The 16,170-nt window shown below is 67.2% G+C and carries 13 protein-coding genes and 3 pseudogenes; 8 read left to right on the top strand and 8 right to left on the bottom strand.

Annotated features, from left to right (window positions below):
* The 4 genes and pseudogenes from CUT39_RS21730 to CUT39_RS21720 all read left to right on the top strand — a co-directional run.
* On the top strand, nt 1-108 hold a 108-nt coding region (locus tag CUT39_RS21730; protein WP_157930555.1), incomplete at its 5' end, for an RICIN domain-containing protein.
* 25 nt (nt 109-133) lie between these two features.
* Nucleotides 134-1,729: pseudogene (locus tag CUT39_RS08420) on the top strand (glycoside hydrolase family 43 protein); the annotation flags it as partial.
* Nucleotides 1,703-2,176, top strand: a complete 474-nt coding sequence (locus CUT39_RS21725) for an RICIN domain-containing protein (protein ID WP_408611123.1) — start codon at nt 1,703-1,705, stop codon at nt 2,174-2,176. The pseudogene CUT39_RS08420 and the gene CUT39_RS21725, both read left to right, overlap by 27 nt.
* Nucleotides 2,125-2,592 carry a carbohydrate-binding protein gene (locus tag CUT39_RS21720; RefSeq protein WP_100445527.1) on the top strand — a complete coding sequence of 156 codons (468 nt, stop codon included), beginning with the start codon at nt 2,125-2,127 and terminating at the stop codon, nt 2,590-2,592. Before CUT39_RS21725 ends, CUT39_RS21720 begins: the two co-directional genes overlap by 52 nt.
* On the opposite strand, the gene CUT39_RS08410 is transcribed toward CUT39_RS21720, so the two are convergent.
* A complete protein-coding gene (locus CUT39_RS08410) occupies nt 2,499-4,127 on the bottom strand; it encodes a GH39 family glycosyl hydrolase (RefSeq protein ID WP_100445526.1) in 1,629 nt (542 codons plus the stop codon). The two genes, CUT39_RS21720 and CUT39_RS08410, sit on opposite strands and share 94 nt — an antisense overlap.
* A 230-nt stretch (nt 4,128-4,357) precedes the next feature.
* Between CUT39_RS08410 and CUT39_RS08405 the strand changes: the two genes are divergently transcribed.
* Nucleotides 4,358-5,368 (top strand): LacI family DNA-binding transcriptional regulator, encoded by a 1,011-nt coding sequence (locus CUT39_RS08405; protein WP_198586980.1) that lies wholly within the window; start codon nt 4,358-4,360, stop codon nt 5,366-5,368.
* 127 nt (nt 5,369-5,495) lie between these two features.
* Here CUT39_RS08405 and CUT39_RS08400 read toward each other — a convergent pair whose 3' ends face one another.
* The 4 genes from CUT39_RS08400 to CUT39_RS08385 all read right to left on the bottom strand — a co-directional run bounded on the left by CUT39_RS08400 (nt 5,496) and on the right by CUT39_RS08385 (nt 9,867).
* Nucleotides 5,496-6,182, bottom strand: coding sequence for a hypothetical protein (locus CUT39_RS08400; RefSeq protein ID WP_100445524.1), 687 nt, complete (start codon nt 6,180-6,182; stop codon nt 5,496-5,498).
* 67 nt (nt 6,183-6,249) lie between these two features.
* A complete protein-coding gene (locus CUT39_RS08395; protein WP_100445522.1) occupies nt 6,250-7,125 on the bottom strand; it encodes a carbohydrate ABC transporter permease in 876 nt (291 codons plus the stop codon).
* A gap of 53 nt (nt 7,126-7,178) precedes the next feature.
* The gene (locus tag CUT39_RS08390) at nt 7,179-8,204 is read right to left on the bottom strand and encodes an ABC transporter permease (protein ID WP_100445521.1); all 1,026 of its coding nucleotides are present in this window, start codon (nt 8,202-8,204) and stop codon (nt 7,179-7,181) included.
* A gap of 46 nt (nt 8,205-8,250) precedes the next feature.
* Nucleotides 8,251-9,867, bottom strand: a complete 1,617-nt coding sequence (locus CUT39_RS08385) for an ABC transporter substrate-binding protein (protein ID WP_198586979.1) — start codon at nt 9,865-9,867, stop codon at nt 8,251-8,253.
* Between the two features lie 540 nt (nt 9,868-10,407).
* Between CUT39_RS08385 and CUT39_RS08380 the strand changes: the two are divergent.
* Both CUT39_RS08380 and CUT39_RS21715 read left to right on the top strand, forming a co-directional pair.
* A pseudogene (locus CUT39_RS08380) lies at nt 10,408-10,623 on the top strand (ThuA domain-containing protein); the annotation flags it as partial.
* 212 nt (nt 10,624-10,835) lie between these two features.
* A pseudogene (locus CUT39_RS21715) lies at nt 10,836-11,270 on the top strand (ISAs1 family transposase); the annotation flags it as partial.
* A 340-nt stretch (nt 11,271-11,610) separates the two neighbouring features.
* Here CUT39_RS21715 and CUT39_RS08375 read toward each other — a convergent pair.
* Together CUT39_RS08375 and CUT39_RS08370 are read right to left on the bottom strand one after the other, a co-directional pair.
* Nucleotides 11,611-12,936 (bottom strand): aminotransferase class I/II-fold pyridoxal phosphate-dependent enzyme, encoded by a 1,326-nt coding sequence (locus CUT39_RS08375; RefSeq protein ID WP_232805665.1) that lies wholly within the window; start codon nt 12,934-12,936, stop codon nt 11,611-11,613.
* A gap of 209 nt (nt 12,937-13,145) precedes the next feature.
* Nucleotides 13,146-14,099, bottom strand: coding sequence for a GlxA family transcriptional regulator (locus tag CUT39_RS08370; protein WP_100445516.1), 954 nt, complete (start codon nt 14,097-14,099; stop codon nt 13,146-13,148).
* 165 nt (nt 14,100-14,264) lie between these two features.
* On the opposite strand from CUT39_RS08370, the gene CUT39_RS08365 reads away from it, so the two are divergent.
* Nucleotides 14,265-14,918, top strand: coding sequence for a DJ-1/PfpI family protein (locus CUT39_RS08365; protein ID WP_100445530.1), 654 nt, complete (start codon nt 14,265-14,267; stop codon nt 14,916-14,918).
* 44 nt (nt 14,919-14,962) lie between these two features.
* Here the strand turns inward: CUT39_RS08365 and CUT39_RS08360 are convergent.
* Nucleotides 14,963-16,170 (bottom strand): RNA-guided endonuclease InsQ/TnpB family protein (locus tag CUT39_RS08360; RefSeq protein WP_100444842.1); only part of this gene is annotated, 1,208 nt, incomplete at its 5' end.

Raw genomic sequence — 16,170 nt, 5'->3', positions numbered from 1 at the left:
GCGTCCGGGTTGTGCCTGGACGTATCGGGCGCCTCGACCGACAACGGCGCCCTGGTCCAGCTTTGGACCTGCCACGGCGGCGACAACCAGCAATGGAACCTCGCGTAAGCCGCTGAAAGGACAGTGATCCGAAATGCCATGGCTCGATCGCACCGGCAGCCGCCGGGCGGTCTTGGCCACCGGGGCGGGGGTGTTCGCGGCATCGATCGTGAACATCCCCGCCATCGGGGCCCAGGCCCAGCAGACGTTCGCCAACCCGGTGATCTGGCAGGACTTCGCCGACGTCGACATCATCCGCGTCGGCGACACCTTCTACCTGTCGGCCTCCACGATGCACTACTCCCCCGGCGCCCCGGTCCTGCGCTCGTGGGACCTGGTCAACTGGGAGTCCGCCGGCCACTCGGTGCCCCGGCTCGACTTCGGGGCCAAATACGACCTCGACGGCGGTCGCGGCTACGTCCGCGGTATCTGGGCGTCCTCCCTGAACCACCGCCCCAGCGACGGCCGGTTCTACTGGATCGGCCAGATCGACTTCGCCGCCTCCTATGTTTACACCGCTCCGGCGGCCGAAGGACCATGGAGCCGGCACGCGCGGATCGACCGGTCGTACTTCGATGCCGGGCTGCTGTTCGATGACGACGACTCCGTCTACGTCGCCTACGGCAATACGGAGATCCGCGTCGCCCAGCTCTCGGCCGACGCGACCCGGGAGGTCCGCGACCAAGCGGTCTTCCAGACCCCGGACCCGCCAGGCGTGCTCGAGGGCGCCCGCTTCTACAAGATCGGCGAGAACTACTACATCTTTCTCACCCGTCCGGCCAACGGCCAGTACATCCTCAAGTCGGACTCGCCCTGGGGACCCTATGAGATGCGGGAGCTGCTGCTGGACCTGCCGGGGCCGATCGACGGCGGCGGCGTGCCCCACCAGGGCGGACTGGTCGACACCCCCGGCGGCGACTGGTACTACATGGCCTTCACCGACGCCTACCCCGGCGGCCGTGTCCCCACACTGGCCCCGATCACCTGGACCGGCGACGGCTGGCCGCAGCTCCAGACGGTGAACGGCGCGTGGGGGACGGAGTATCCGCTCCCCGACCTGCCGGTGCGCGAGACCGAGTCGCTGACCGGTGTCGACACCTTCGAAGAGGCGAACCTGGGGCCCGAGTGGGAGTGGAACCACAATCCGGACGACGGCCGCTGGTCGGTCGGCGACGGTCTGCGCCTGGAGACCGCGACGGTCACCAGCGACCTGTACTGGGCTCGGAACACCCTCACCCACCGCATCCAGGGTCCCACTTCGACCGCCACGATCGAGCTCGACTGCTCGGCCATGCGGGAGGGGGACCGCGCCGGACTCGCGATGCTGCGCGACTCCTCGGCCTGGATCGGGGTCGCCCGCGACAACGGCGCCAACCGGGTGGTCATGGTGAACGACCTTGAGATGGACGGCGACTGGAACACGATCTCCACCGGTTCCGAGGCCGCCGGGACCGGCCTGGACGGCGGCACGGTGTGGCTTCGCGCCGAGGCCGACATCCGGCCGGGATCGGGGCGCCAGGCGCTGTTCTCCTACAGCACGAACGGTGCGGACTTCACCCGCTTGGGGCCGGGATTCACGTTGAAGAGCGCATGGCAGTTCTTCATGGGCTACCGGTTCGCGATCTTCAACTACGCCACCGGGGCGCTCGGCGGCACGGTCACCGTGCGGCGCTTCGATCTGTCCACACCGGATGGTTCGAGTCCCTCCTATCCCGTGCCCGGTGTGCATTACCGGTTGGTGGCGCAGCACAGCGGCAAGGCCGCCGATATCGAGGGCGTCTCGACCGCCGCCGGTGCGGCGCTGCACCAGTGGGCGGTCCACGGCGGGTCGAATCAGCAGTTCGACTTCCTCGACTCCGGGGACGGGTCCTGGCGCATCCGGGCCCGCCACTCCGGGTTGGTCCTCGAGGTGTCCGGCGCTGGCACCGGTGCCGACATCACCCAGCAGCCCGACACCGGGGCACCGAGCCAGCGATGGGAGGTCCTCGACCACGGCGGCGGCACGGTCAGCCTGGTCAACCGCCACAGTGGCTTGGCCATGGACGTGTGGAACCAGTCCACCGACGACGGCGCCCGCATCTCCCAATGGAACCCCACCGGCGGAGACAACCAGCGCTTCGCCCTGCACCGCGACTGAAGCCGCCCCGAATTGGGTCGCCCCGTCCCGCTCCTTGCCCGGGCTGGGGAGGGTCGGCGGTGCGCCTGCCGGAGCGCACCGCCGACCCATTCGAGATCAGGCGTGTGATCGCGACCGGTTCCGTCCTGTCGTTCAACGGCCCCGACGGCTCGCTGGTGGGAACCTGCGACGTCCCGGGCACCGGAGGCCGGCAGGGTTGGACCGGCGTCACCTGCCCGGTGAACGGAGCGGCCGGTACGCACGACCTGTACCCGAGGTTCACCGGGGCGACGGCAATCTGTTCAATGAGGACCATCGGCGAGCCACCCGAGCGCGGCTGCCGTCATGCCGACTGCCACAAGGACATCACAGCCCACGGCTCGAGTTCGACATCGAGGTCGAGCACGCCGGATTCGGGCACGGTCAGCGTGTATTGAAGGAGCGAGTCCGCGACGGTGCTCAAGTACCGGCTCTCTTCCCGGGAGGGGTTGATCGGGCTGCCGAGCCCGTACCAGGCCTCGGCGGGGTTCCCGTGCTCCCAGTCCACGACCTCGACGAGGAAGACGGTGCCCGGCTCGAGCCCGCCGATCGAATGCTGGATCCTTCGTCTGGGACCCGAGTCCGCCAGCGCGCGGGTCTCCCGGTATGAGTGCGCCGATCCGATCGACTTCGTGCCCATGTCGTCGGGGTAGTTGAAGAACACGGCCGAGACCGCCGATGTCCGGCTGTCGCGGGTCACGGTCCCGTAGGGCGTGGTCAGGAGCAGCCGATCGCCGAGCCGCTCGAGCATCTTGAGCGCGTGGAACGTCGGCTTGTGGATGCCCGCTTCGTTCACCAGCCCGAAGCCTCCGTGGAACGGTCCGATGCCCGCGCCCCCCTCCTCGAACACGTCGGTGAAGGCCCAGTAGGAGATCGAGTCGGCGAGAGCGGCGCACTGCAGGTAGGAGCGCGTGATCGAGGCGGCAGCGAACACGGTGTCGTGCATCCGGTCGCGGGAGGAGGGCGACGTCGACCACTCCGTGATGTGGATTTCGGCGTCGGAGTAGGCGCTGTTCGCGATGAGTTTTCGCAGCAGGGCGAGGTCGTCGAGGGTGGCATCGGCGTACCGGGAGATCTGCACTCCCACACCGTCGGAACCGAATGCGAAGTCGGTCGGGTACGTGTGGGTCGTGACGAAGTCGACCGGGAGCCCTCGCGTCTCGCACCAGGCCAAGAAGTCCTCGATCCACACCGGGCGCCATTCGAGCGCGTCCACGTCGGCGGCGGCGGCAGTCTCGTGGGTCTTGGAGGAGTCTTCGACTTCGCCCTTATAGCGGTCGTCGGGGACGAACACGCTCGTGGAGGGCCCGCCGACCGGCAGCTCGGGGTCGATCCGTTTGATCGCCGTCACGGTTTGCTCGTAGAGCTCGAAATACTGCGTCTTGGTTCCGGTCCAGAAGTGCGGCACCAGGTTCGGCTCGTTCCACACCTCGAACCGCCACTTGCGGACTTCGGTGAGTCCGTACCGGTCGATCCAATGCTGCACTGACCTCGTGACCAGTTCCACCCAGCGCGCCATGTCTTTGGGGGGGCTGCAGTGCGCGCGCCACCAGAACAGCGTCTCGGTCTCCGTCGCCAGTTCGCGGGGCATGAAGCCGAGTTCCACGAACGGGCGCGCTCCGCAGTCCAGGATGAAGTCGAACACCTTGTCCACGTAACTGAACGTGTGGACCGGTGACTCCAGGGGCGTGTTCGGGCCGAAGCCGCCGCCGTCGCTTTCCCGGTAGACGAACATGTCGTCGTGGAAGACACCGTGGAAGCGGATGTAGCGGAACCCCAGGATGTCCACGGCCTCGGAGAACTGCCGTTGCCAGTCCGCGCGGAGCGCCTCGTTCGCCCGGCCGGCGCCGACGCACTCGCTCCAGACGTGCGGCATGGCTTTCTCCTCGCATGACCGGCCGTCGATGCGGATTCGGGGTTCGGATGCGCTCATGCCCGCCTCACTTTGCTCCCTCGGCCCTTCGGTACGATTCGAAAATATTTCGAAACATATTCGTAGCGATTTCACATTACCGTGCGACATCAAACGCTGTCAATTACGACTCTGTAGTGCGAATTCTCTCGGCTCCAGCGAGCCCTCGGAATCGTGGTAGACTCGAAAAACTTTCGAGACTGTGAAGGGAAGCTGAGATGACTCGGCGAACCAAGGCCAGGAGAGCCACCTTGGCGGATGTCGCGCGTGCCGCGGGAGTCTCGCAGGCCACCGCCTCGAAGGTCCTGAACGGCCGCGGCGACGTAGCGGCCGGCACCAGGGACCACGTTCTCCGCGTCATCAACGAGATCGGCTACAGGCCGACGACGGTGCAACGGGAGCACTTGCGGGACCGGACCCTGGTCACGGTGCTCGACTTCGTGGAGTCCCGCTACGCCGGAACGGTGCTCCAGGGCATCCTCGTCGCCGCCTCGGCCGCCGAGACCGAGCTGCTCCTCCGGCTCCCGCCCGATGATTCGATCGGCACGCGCCCTGAAGCGGCGTACGCCTGGCTCGCGGAGCTGCGGACGGCGGGCGCTGCCGGCATCATCGAACTCGCCGTCTCAGTTCCCGACCCGGTGCTCAAGGCCGCGAACGAATTGAAGCTGCCGGTGGTGACGATCGACCCGATCGACACGACCGATTCCCGCGTCATCAGCATCGGCTCCACCAACTGGGAGGGGGGCCGGTCGGCGACCGAGCACGTCATCGGCTTCGGCCACCGCAGGATCGCCTGGATCGGCGGCCCGCCCGGCTCCGCCCCCTCATCTGAACGCTTCCACGGGTACCAGGCCGCGCTCGACGCCGCGGGCCTAGCGCCGGATCGGGCGCTGATCCACCACGACGAGTTCTCCGTCGAGGCGGGGAACCGGCACGGACGTGCTCTCCTGGCACTCCCGGATCGACCGACCGCCGTCGTCGCGGGCAACGACGAGATCGCCATCGGAGTCCTCGCCGCCGCCAAGGAACTGGGAATCGACGTGCCAGGCGAGCTGTCGGTCACCGGATTCGACGACACGCCGCAGACGGAGTGGACCACGCCGAGTCTCACCTCCGTGCGTCAGCCGCTCGCGGGCATGGGTCGAATGGCCGTCGAGACCGTCCTCGGTATGGCGGACGGCGACCGGCCCGCATTCCTGCACCTCCAACTGGCGACGACCCTCAGCGTCCGCGGCTCGACCGGCCCCGCCCCCTCCACGTGACCTGTTCGGCTGCAGGCGTTGCCCGACAAGCGCTCGCGGAGCCGATGCACGGCGCACCAGCGTCGCTCCGCTCGACACGGCACCGATGGAGGTGAGGAGCGGACGCCTCTCCGCCGCCCTCTCCACGTCAGTCTCGTCTGGTGAACCTTTCGGCGATGTCGGCTGCGACCGGTCGGGCAACCAGCCACAGCGAGCTGCAGAACAGCCACCCCAGGAGGAGCAGCAGCGCCTCAGAGCTCATGACCACTGTGGCCGCCGCGACGACGAGGAGCGAGAGGATGCCCAGGGACGACTTCCAGGAGCAGAAGAACTCCACCGCAGCCACGCGGAGCACGTCCCGGAAACGGAACGAGAAGAACGAGGTCACCACGAGCAGATGCCCCGACCACACGGCGAGCGCCACCATGAGCACGGCGCAGACCGGTCGCACGATCCCGCCTCCGGCGACCCCGTCCGCGAAGACGATGTTCACCGCGAGCACCGTCGCGAGCGCCAGCACAGGAAACCACCAGGACAGCGTGTCCCGAAGGTTCAGCCTGAGCCCCCGGAGCAGCGGCCTCGTCGGACTCAGGTCGGGCTCGGCCGACCACGCCCGCTGCGCGTACAGCGCGGCCGAGAGCGCGGGTGCGACCGGCAGTAGCGCGGCGACGAAGAGCGCGACGTTCGAGGGCCGGGGGGCCAACACGCTCCAGAACAGCACGGTCGGCAACCCGGATACGGCAAGGAACAGTCCGAGTACCACGTACCGATAGATCGCGGCGGTCAGCCGGGAGAGCACACCCGGACCGATCTCGTCGGCGTGCTCGGCGCTCATGGCGCTCCCCTCTCGGCCCTCGCCCGGTCCTCGAACGTCGGGCCCGCACGGTGTTCACCGGTCCCGGTCATCCCTTGACCGATCCCAGCATGATGCCCGACACGAAGTAACGCTGCACGAACGGATAGACGCACAGGATGGGGATGACGGTGAGGACCATCGTCACCGCCTGGATGTTCGACGAGACCAACGCGGTCGTCGTCTCCGCAGCCGCCGCCCCTTCGGACGCCGAGGTGGAGGCCCCGGCGATGAGGTTCCTCAGGAACAGCGTGACCGGGAACAGCTCGCTCTTGTCAAGATAAAGGAACGCCAAGAACCAGTCGTTCCAGTACTGGACCGAGTAGAAGAGCACCATCGTGGCGATGACCGGCTTCGACAGTGGGAGCACGATCCGCCCGAAGATGCCGTACCAGCCGAGCCCGTCGATCTGCGCGGCCTCCTCGATGTCCTTCGGCAGGTTCTCGAAGAACGACTTCATGACCAGGAGGTTGAACACCGAGACCGCGTTGGGCAGCACGATCGCCCACATGGTGTTCTTCATCCCGAGCGACGAGATGAGGACGTAGTTCGGCACCAGGCCGCCGTTGAAGAACATCGTGAACACCGCGATGCCGATGAGGGCGTTCCGGCCCTTGAGGTGCTTCTTCGACAAGACGTACGCGTAAGTCGTGGTCAGGACCATGGCGATCGTCGTGCCGACCACGGTGTACAACACGGTGTTGCCGTAGTTGCGCCAGAACGTGCCGTTGGAGGTCACGGCGATGTACGTGTCCACATTGAAGCCGACCGGCCACAGACTCACCTTCCCGGCCTCGATCGCACCCGAAGAGCTGAACGACTGGGCGAGGACCGTGACGAACGGGTACAGCATGACCACGCACAGGAGTACGAGCAGGGTCACGTTGACGGCGCCGAAGACGCGCACCCCGGTCGGTTGGTTCATCCGCCCTCGGCGCCTGTTCGGCGCCTTCGCCGTGTTCTTCGCACTCGTTTCGGTCACCACAGGCTCGTCCCCACCATCCGCCGCGAGATCAGGTTCGCGGAAAGCACCATCGCCAGGCCGATCAGCGCCTGGAACAGACCGATCGCCGCCGCATAACTGAGATTGTTCGATACCAGGCCGACCCGGTAGAGATACGTCGAGATCACGTCGGCGGTCTCGTATGTCAACGGGTTGTACAGCAGGAGCACCTTCTCGAAGCCGACTTGGAGGAACATCCCGATGTTGAGGATCAGGAGCGTGACCATCATCGGACGGATTCCGGGGATCGTGACATGCCAGGTCTGCCGCCACCTGCCCGCCCCGTCGATCTTCGCCGCCTCGTACAAGGAGTCGTCGACCGTGGTGAGCGCCGCCAGGTAGAGGATCGTTCCCCAGCCGAGGGTCTGCCACACTTCGGAGCCGACGTAGATCGCGCGGAACCACTCGGGCCGCTGGAGGAACGGAATGCCTTCGCCGCCGAACGCCCCGATGATCTGGTTGACCGTCCCCTGCAGCGACAGCAGCTGCATGACCATGCCGACGATGATGACCACTGAGAGGAAGTGCGGCAGGTAGGAGATCGACTGGACGATCTTCTTGAAGTACTTCTTCCGGACCTCGTTCAACATGAGCGCGAGCACGATCGGGAGCGGGAAGCCGACCAGGAGGGTCAGTCCTCCCAGGATCGCCGTGTTCGCGAACACCTGCCAGAAGGTCGGGTCGTTGATGAACATCTCGATGTAGCGCAGGCCGACCCACTCGTCGCCGAAGATGCTCCCGCCGGGACGGAACCGCCGGAACGCGATGATGTTCCCGACCATGGGCCCGTACTTGAATATCGCGAGGAAGATCAGGGGCAGCAGGGCGAGACTGTAGAGCTGCCAGTCTCGTCTGAATGCCTCTCGCCAGGTCTGCCGCTTCGGTTTGGACAGCCGGCGCGATCCGGTCGGGGGCGCCGCCGGGAGGGTCGCGGGCGCGGCGACCTCGGTCGACCCGCGGATCGCCGACCGCGGAGACTGCTCGTCTTGAGTGAGGGGCATGTGCACTCCTCCCGAATCGCTGTCGGGGCCGCGGCCCCGAAGCCGATCAGGAGTTCTCCTCCTCGAAGCGGTCGCGCGCGGATCTGACGAGATCGATGTAGTCGGCGAGCCCCTGGGATTCGAGCTCGGCCACGTACTCGTCCCACTCGGCGATGTCGCGCTCGCCCAGGATGAACTTCAACGTGTTCGTGTCGACCGAGTCCTTGATCGGAGTGGCCAGGAGCGACGCCCGTTCGAGCTCCAGTTCGTCGAGCGGAGCGGGCGGGTTCGGATCCCGCGGCGTCCGTGTCGAGAGCACGGTGTCCATGTAGTCCACGAAGGACTCGGTGTTGTACGACTCCTTGAGCGCTCGCGACTCGGTCGAATCGGCGAACACGTTGTTCGACCAGCCGAGGTCCTCCTGGAGGTCGATCTCCCCGTCCGGATTGATGTTGAAGGCGTTGAGGGAGTGCTCAGGATCGATCGTGATCGTGCCGTCGGCGTCCTTCGTGTACGTCTCATCGAGCACACCCCACCGGAGCAGCTCGCGGGCTTCGGGGTTGTAGTAGAGCCAGTCGAGGAACTGCAACGTGGCGAGGAAGTACTCGGAGTCGGCGATCTCGGAGTTCAACATGAATCCGTTCCAGAAGTTGCGCGGCTCGACCACCTGGCCGGCCGGGCCTCCAGGCGGAGCGATCTGGAGGACCTCGAAGTTGCCTTCGCCGACGGTCTCGTTCAAAGCCTGCTCGAACTCGATCGCCGTCGCGTTCGATCCGGATGCCGCGAACACGGTCTCGTTCGCGAACTTCTCGGCCACGCTCCCGCCGCCACTGCCGTCGTTGTCGGCGGTGAACGACTCCGTGTCGACCAGGCCGTCCGCCACGAGGCCGCGGAAGAACTCCACCATCTCCTTGTACCCGGCCGACACGGCCGTGTACTGGAGATCGCCCGAACCGTCGTCCATCATGCCGTTGCCGAAGCCCCACCCGGCTTGCGCGCCGAACGCGTGCGCAGCGTAGTTCAACAGCGACTGCGCCTCGAACCCGTCGGCGAGCGGCTGGGAGTCGGGGTACTCCTGCTTGATCTTGACGAGGGCTTCGCGCATCTCATCCCAGGTCTCGGGTATGCCCGCACCGACGGCGTCGAAGACGTCCTTGCGGATGATGAGCGTGAAGACGGGCACCGACACCTCCTGCAGGCCGGGCAGCATGTAGTACTTCCCGTCGGCCTGCTTCAGGTTCTCGATCATGTCGCCGAGGTCCCACTCCTCCACGTACTTCTGGAAGTTCGGCATGTGCTCGACATAGTCGCTGATGGGCAGGATCGCTCCCGAAGAGACGAACGAAGTCTCGTCCCCGGTGTAGATCAGCGGGATGACCGAGGGGGCGTCGCCCGCACTGATCAGGAGGCTTCGCTTCTCCTCGACGTCGCTGAACGGGACGTTGGTGAGTTCGAACTTCACGTTCGTCCGCTGCTCCAGCTCGTCGAAGAACCGCCACGAGTCCTTGATCGGGAGTTCGGGCCAGTCGGTCCACAGCACCGACAGGCTGAAGGCCTCAGTGGCCGTAAACTGCTGGTCGGCGGCGAAGTCGTCCATCGCGCCCGTCGACTGCCGTTCGACCTCCACCTCGCTGTCCCCGCCACCGGTGCACGACGCGAGTGCGAACGCACTGGACGCGGCCACCGAGATACCGAGGAATTTCCGACGATTCGCCGTGACGGGCATCGGCCCCAACACATTCGGCATGGTTCTCCTCCTAGAGATCGTCCTGGTACGTCCGAAAATCCGCCGTATGTGTACGCACACATATGCTCGGACGAAACTTTCGGCACAGGTTTCGATAATTTCCAGAGCTTAGTTACCGCACACATCGATGTCAATGAGTCTCTACGGGGAACTCTCGCATCGTTTGGGTAACGAGCCGGATGTCGAGGGCTCGCCGGGAAGACGCGAGAGACCTGGGCGCAGACACCGGTCCGATCAGCAGTCCAGCAGGCACTGGACGCAGACTCCTAAGCCGGCATGGATTCTGGGGACTGGGTTGCGGTGCCTCGCCGCTGGTTCCAGCCATTTCGACTTCAGGCGAGGATCCCGAGTTCGGAGCTTCTGTGAATCGATATTTTCGGTTCTTGTTCGGAAATTTTCAAAAGCGATCGAAACTTCAAGTCACCGGCCGAGCCCCGATCGCCCATCGCAATGGACCGATATCGGCGAGGAGACCCGATGGACCGACCGAACGCGCTGATCGTCCGAGGCGGATGGGAAGGCCACGCACCCGTCGAAGCGACGGAGCTGTTGCTGCCATTCCTGCGGGACAAGGGCTACACCGTGCGCATCGAGGAATCCTCGGACGTGGACGCCGGGGGCCTCGATGCGGTCGACCTGATCGTCCAGTGCGTGACGATGTCGGAGATAGCAGAGCCGCAGCTCAAGGGCCTGTTGAAGAACCGGGTACAGAAAGCGCGTGCGGCCCCGATCCCGATCGTGTCGAACCGTTCGGGGAAGGCCGGGCAGTAGGTAGTGGTAGGACGGAGCTTCCCCCTCGATGGGGCGGCAAGACACCCTCGAGCCGGCCTGACCGACGTCCTCGCGGCCCGCTGCGGGGAGCTACCCCGGCCGCGAACCGCTGACTCCCAAACTAATCGGACACCCTGGTCGCCGGAGCCGACTACCTTCTGCGTCTCAAAGGAAACCGCGCCGCACTGCGCCGCCGAGCCCACCGGCTGCCCTGGGGCCAGGTCGAGAATGCCTGGGAGACCAAGGAAACCGCCCACGGCGGGGAGGAGACCCGCACCATCAAGCTTCTCCGGGCCACCGGCCTGGCGAAGCTCGACTTGCCTGGCGTCGCCCAAATCGCGCGGGTGCGCCGCTGGACCCGCGACCTGGTCACCGGTAAGACGACCCATCGCACGGTCTACTACCTGACCAGCCGATCCGCCCGCCGTTTGCGTTCGGCCGAGTTCGCCGCCGCCGCCCGGAACCACTGGGGCATCGAGGCATGGCATTGGCGCCGGGATGTCACCTTCGGCGAGGACGCCGCTCAGCTCCGATCCGGCCACGCGCCGGAGAATCTCGCCAGCCTCCGAAACCTGGTCATCGGCATCCCAACACCACCGGCGGGCAGGGCATCACCGTCCTTCGCGACCAGATCGCCAGCCATCCCTACACCCGACCGCTCGAAATCCTCGGCATCGCCGTCCTCGAACAGACTTTTCAGCAGCTACGACTTTGCTGATGCCGTGCAACTTGTAGGTAGCGCCAGCCCTCCGCGCTCCTGCGGCAGGTGGTCTCCCCGCGCACGGTTCGGCAGAACGGGACCCGCGCGCCCGCCACGCAGACTCTCGGAGCTTCGGCCACGGGAAGCCCGGCGGACCGAGGGCCCGGCCCCGCATCGACGGAACCGGACCCTCGGCGGTCTCCGTGAACTCAGTGACCGGTGGCCTCCTGCTCGGGCAGGGCCTGCTCGCGAGCAACCTGATCGACCAGTTTCGCCCCATGCGGTTCCGGCTCCCGCTCGGCGCGGACCGCAGGCGCCTCGGCGATACCGACGGCGAGGCCGACCGGAGCCCCGCCCGGACCGGCGCCATCGGCGAAGTCGTCCTCCCGTGGCGCATGGAGCGGAGCCGCCGACCGCCTACCCGGACCGGAGCCCTTCAGGCCCCGTCGGAGGCGCCGCAGCCCCTCCTCGATCACCGACACCTCCTTGCAGAAGGTGAAGCGCACCTCCGGCCTCGGAATCCGGCTGTCGACGTGGAGGGCCTGGTTCGGAACGGCGACGACGCCGCAGCGTTCGGGCAATTCGAGGCAGAACTGCAGGCCGTCCTCGACTCCCAGCTCCTCGGCTCCGGCGGTCACGAACAGCGCCCCCTCGGGCCGGCGGACGGTGAACCCGATGTCGGCCAGACCCTCGACGAGCAGGTCGCGGCGGCGCTGGTAGCCGGCGACGGACTCACGGTAGTACTCCCCTCCGGCACCCAGCGCGGCCGCCACGCCGTACTGAAGCGGCGTCCCGGAGCAGTAGGTGAGCCACTGTTTCACGGACCTGACCCGTTCGATCAGGTACGGCGGGCCGCTCACCCAGCCGACCTTCCACCCGGTCAGCGAGAACGTCTTCCCGGCGGAGCTGATGGTCAGGGTCCGGTCCCAGAGTCCGGGCAGCGTCGCGGGCGGCAGGTGCTCGCGGCCGTCGAACGTCAGATGCTCGTACACCTCGTCGGACGCCACGAGCAGGTCGTGCTCGACCGCCACGTCCGCGATCGCCTGCATTTCGCGGCGGTCGAGGACGGTCCCGGTCGGGTTGTGCGGCGTGTTGAGCATCAGGATCCGGGTCCGGTCGGTCACCGCTTCGCGGAGCCGCGAGACGTCGAGCCGGAAGTCGGGGGCCTCCATCCGCACGGGCACCACGACCCCTCCGGCCAGTTCCGCGCCGGCTTTGTACGCGGCGTAGAACGGTTCGAGCACGATGACCTCGTCGCCGGGCTCGATGAAGGCGAGCATCGAGGCGGCGATGGCTTCGGTGGCTCCGGTCGTGACCAGGATTCCGTCCTCGGGGTCGGGCGCGAGGCCGTACCAGAGGCGCTGGTGGTCGGCGATCGCCCGGCGCAGTTCGGGCACGCCGTTCGGCGGCGGGTACTGGTTCCAGCCCTCGCGCATCGCGGCGGCGGCAGCCTCGACCGCCGGCGCGGGCGCCGGATCGTCCGGTAGTCCCTGGCCCAGGTTCACTGCTTGATGTCGTTGCGCGAGTTCAGACATCGCCGCGAAGATCGATATCCGGGGCTTCCCGGCCCAATCGGTCGCATTCATTGCTACCCCCTTTCACCATCGTGGCGATAATCGTCGCAGTTTCGCCGGGTCAGGGCCGGGTTTCGCGCAACTTGCGACCGCGCGACCGGAAGCATCCAGAGCGGCCGCCGTCGGGTGCTGGGCTTCCCGGCGCACTTGGCCGAGGGACGGGGCGCCGTTCAGGCGGCTTTCGCCTGCGGTCGGAACGTTTTGCGGTAGGCGCTCGGTGTGACGCCGAGGAGCTGTCCGAACTGCGAGCGGAAGTTGCTGGTCGTGGGAAATCCGGTCTGTGCGGCGATCCGTTCCACGGTGTGGTCGGTGGTTTCCAGCAGCTCTTGGGCGTGTCGGATGCGCACGCCGCTGAGCCATTGGATCGGGCTCTGCCCGGTTTCGGCGGTGAAGTGGCGGGTGAGTGTTCTGACGCTCATGTCCGCCGCCGATGCGATCTCGGCCAGGGAGAGGCTGCGGTGCGCGTTCTCCTCGATCCACGCCAGGACTCTTTCGAGGCTCGCGGTCTGATAGCCGGGGCGGTTGCGGAGGATGTACTGGGCCTGGCCTCCGGTACGCTGCAGCGGCGCCACCGCGAGGCGCGCAGCGTCGGCGGCGACCGCCACCCCGTGATCCGATTGGACGATGTGGAGGCACAGATCCAGTCCGGAGGCGGCGCCCGCGGCGGTGAGGACGCCGCCGTTGTCGGTGTAGAGGACATCGGGGTCGACGCGGACTGCCGGGTACCGGCGGGCGAGCTCCTCGGAGGAGAGCCAGTGTGTGGTCGCGTTCTTGCCGTCCAGCAGCCCGGCCTCGGCGAGGGTGAACGCGCCCACGCAGATCGAGGCGATGCGGGAGCCGCGCGCCGCCGCGTCGCGGAGCGCGTCGAGCACCGCCGGAGGGGTCGGGCGAGTGGGGTCGTTCCGGCCGGGGACGACGACCAGGTCGGCGCGCTCGACGGCTTCCAGGCCGACGTCGGTGCCGATGCGGAGCGGACCAGCCGATACTTCGGGCGCCTCACCGGCGACCAGCACCCGGTAGCCGGGGCGTCCATCGGGCAGTCGCACACGGCCGAATGTCTCGACCGGAGTGGCCAGATCGAAGGCAATCGTGTCCTGCAGAGCCAAGACTACGACAGTGTGCATCGATGAATCATAGCCGATCTGTCACTGATCTACCGCGCAAGAGGCTCATGAGCCCCGCTTGGCCAGATTCAGTCTGAACATGTCCTGATAGCCATTGGTGATGTCTGCGGCGCCGAGTGAGCATGGGGGAGCCACTTTTCGAAAGGAAGGTTCTCCATGACCCGGTTGAACGCCCACTTCGTGCTCTTCGACGGCTTCGACTCCCTCGACGTCATCGCCCCCTACGAGGTGCTCTGCGCCGGAAGCGACTTCCTCGGCGGCGGGATCGACATCCGACTGGTCGCCGCCGAAGGCCCCGGCCCGGTCGCCTCCGGCACGCCCGGCATCGCCTTGACCGCCACCGCCGCGCTCGATCCTTCCGCGGCCGACCTCATCGTCGTCCCCGGTGCCGCCGGTCCAGTGGACGGCGATCCCGACGCCGGGGAGGCGACGATCCCGGTGCTCCTCTCGCGCTTCGCGTCCTCGGAGGCCGCCCCGCTCATGCGGCAGGCGATGGAGAACCCGAAGGTGACGGTCGCGACCGTATGCGGCGGATCCCTCGCCCTGGCCATGGCCGGACTCCTCGAAGGTCGCCACGCCAATACGCACGCCCTCGGCGTCGAGATGCTCGCGGCCACCGGTGCGATCCCGGTCCGCGCCCGCGTGGTCGACGACGGCGACCTCATCACCGCCGGGAGCGTCACCTCCGGCCTCGACTTGGGCCTCTACCTCCTAGAGCGCGAGTTCGGTCCCCGGATCGCCCACGCGGTGGAGGACCTGTTCGAGTACGAGCGCCGGGGCACCGCCTGGAAACACGACGGCGCAGCCGTCACCGCCTGAACCACGGGGAGAAGGAACACACGTCATTGACTTCCTCCCCTCCCTTAAAGGGAGGGGGTTCCAGCCGTCGCCGGCTGGGTTTCCTGCTTCGTTGCCGACTGCCCGCCCGGAGGTTTCCGTTGAGGTCTTACACCGGCTCCACAGGCCGCAACCGCCAGCCCGGCGGCCAGAATGTTCTTCGCCGCGTTCACATCGCGGTCCTCGCGGTGGCCGCAGGCGGCGCACTCGAAGACCCGCTGGGCGAGCGGCATCGCAGGTTTCATGGTGCCGCAGGCCGAACAGGTCTTGGACGAGGGCAGGAACCGGTCGACGACGACCAGGCCCCGGCCGTACCACCCGGCCTTGTACTCGATCATGCGGCGGAAGGCGGCCCAGGAGGCGTCGGCTATGGCGCGGGCGAGGGTGTGGTTCGAGAGCATCCCGCGCACGCTCAGGTCCTCGATCGCGATCGTTTGGTTTTCGCGAACCAATCGAGTGGTGAGCTTGTGCAGGTGGTCGTGCCGCCGATCCGACACCCGCGCGTGCGCGCGGGCCAGGCGAACCTGGGCTTTCCTGCGGTTGTTGGAGCCTTGCTGTTTGCGCGACAGCTCACGCTGCCGCCGCTTGATGCGGGCCCGGTCGCGGGCCTCGTGGCGCGGGTTGGTGAGGTGCTCGCCGGTCGAGAGCGTCAGCAGGCTGGTGATCCCGGCGTCGACCCCGACCGCCGTGTCGTTCTCTGGAAGGGTCGGGAGGTCCTCTGCGATCAGGAGCGAGACGAACCAGCGCCCGGCCGCGTCGCGGGAGACGGTCACCGTCGACGGGGCCGCCCCGTGCGGCAGCGGCCGGGACCACTTGATGCGCAGCGGCGCATCGTGCTTCGCGAGCGTGAGCTCGCCGCCGGTGTACTTGAACGCCGAGCGGGTGTACTCGGCCGAGCCGACCAGGTGTCGCTTGCGTTTGAAGCACGGGTAGCCGGTGCGCTGCTCGAAGAAGTTCGCGAAGCCTTTCTGGAGGTGTCGCAGGGCCTGCTGCAACGGGACCGAGGAGACCTCGCCCAGGAACGCGAGGTCGTTCCGCCGCTTCCACTTGGTCAGCAGCGCCGAGGTGTCGGCATAGGTGACCCGCGCCTTGCGCCGATACCACGCTTTGGTGCGGGCGTCGAGCGCCTTGTTGTAGACCAGGCGCACACATCCGAACGTCCGGGCCAGGTTCGCCGCCTGGCCCGGGGTCGGGTAGCACCGGAACCGGTAGGCCCGGTGGCGCGCATGGACAC

The organism is Glycomyces xiaoerkulensis (assembly GCF_002798405.1).
Lineage (GTDB): Bacteria > Actinomycetota > Actinomycetes > Mycobacteriales > Micromonosporaceae > Glycomyces > Glycomyces xiaoerkulensis.
The sequence above is the reverse complement of the archived record's forward strand: the minus strand, read 5'-3'. Positions and strand labels throughout refer to the sequence as shown.

Bases quoted from the DNA above. Each gene is read 5' to 3' on its own strand.
- CUT39_RS08395 (WP_100445522.1), bottom strand. From the start codon at position 7,125: ATGAACCAACCGACCGGGGTGCGCGTCTTCGGCGCCGTCAACGTGACC.
- CUT39_RS21720 (WP_100445527.1), top strand. From the start codon at position 2,125: ATGGAACCCCACCGGCGGAGACAACCAGCGCTTCGCCCTGCACCGCGA.
- CUT39_RS08390 (WP_100445521.1), bottom strand. From the start codon at position 8,204: ATGCCCCTCACTCAAGACGAGCAGTCTCCGCGGTCGGCGATCCGCGGG.
- CUT39_RS08400 (WP_100445524.1), bottom strand. From the start codon at position 6,182: ATGAGCGCCGAGCACGCCGACGAGATCGGTCCGGGTGTGCTCTCCCGG.
- CUT39_RS08370 (WP_100445516.1), bottom strand. From the start codon at position 14,099: ATGCACACTGTCGTAGTCTTGGCTCTGCAGGACACGATTGCCTTCGAT.
- CUT39_RS08410 (WP_100445526.1), bottom strand. From the start codon at position 4,127: ATGAGCGCATCCGAACCCCGAATCCGCATCGACGGCCGGTCATGCGAG.
- CUT39_RS08375 (WP_232805665.1), bottom strand. From the start codon at position 12,936: ATGTCTGAACTCGCGCAACGACATCAAGCAGTGAACCTGGGCCAGGGA.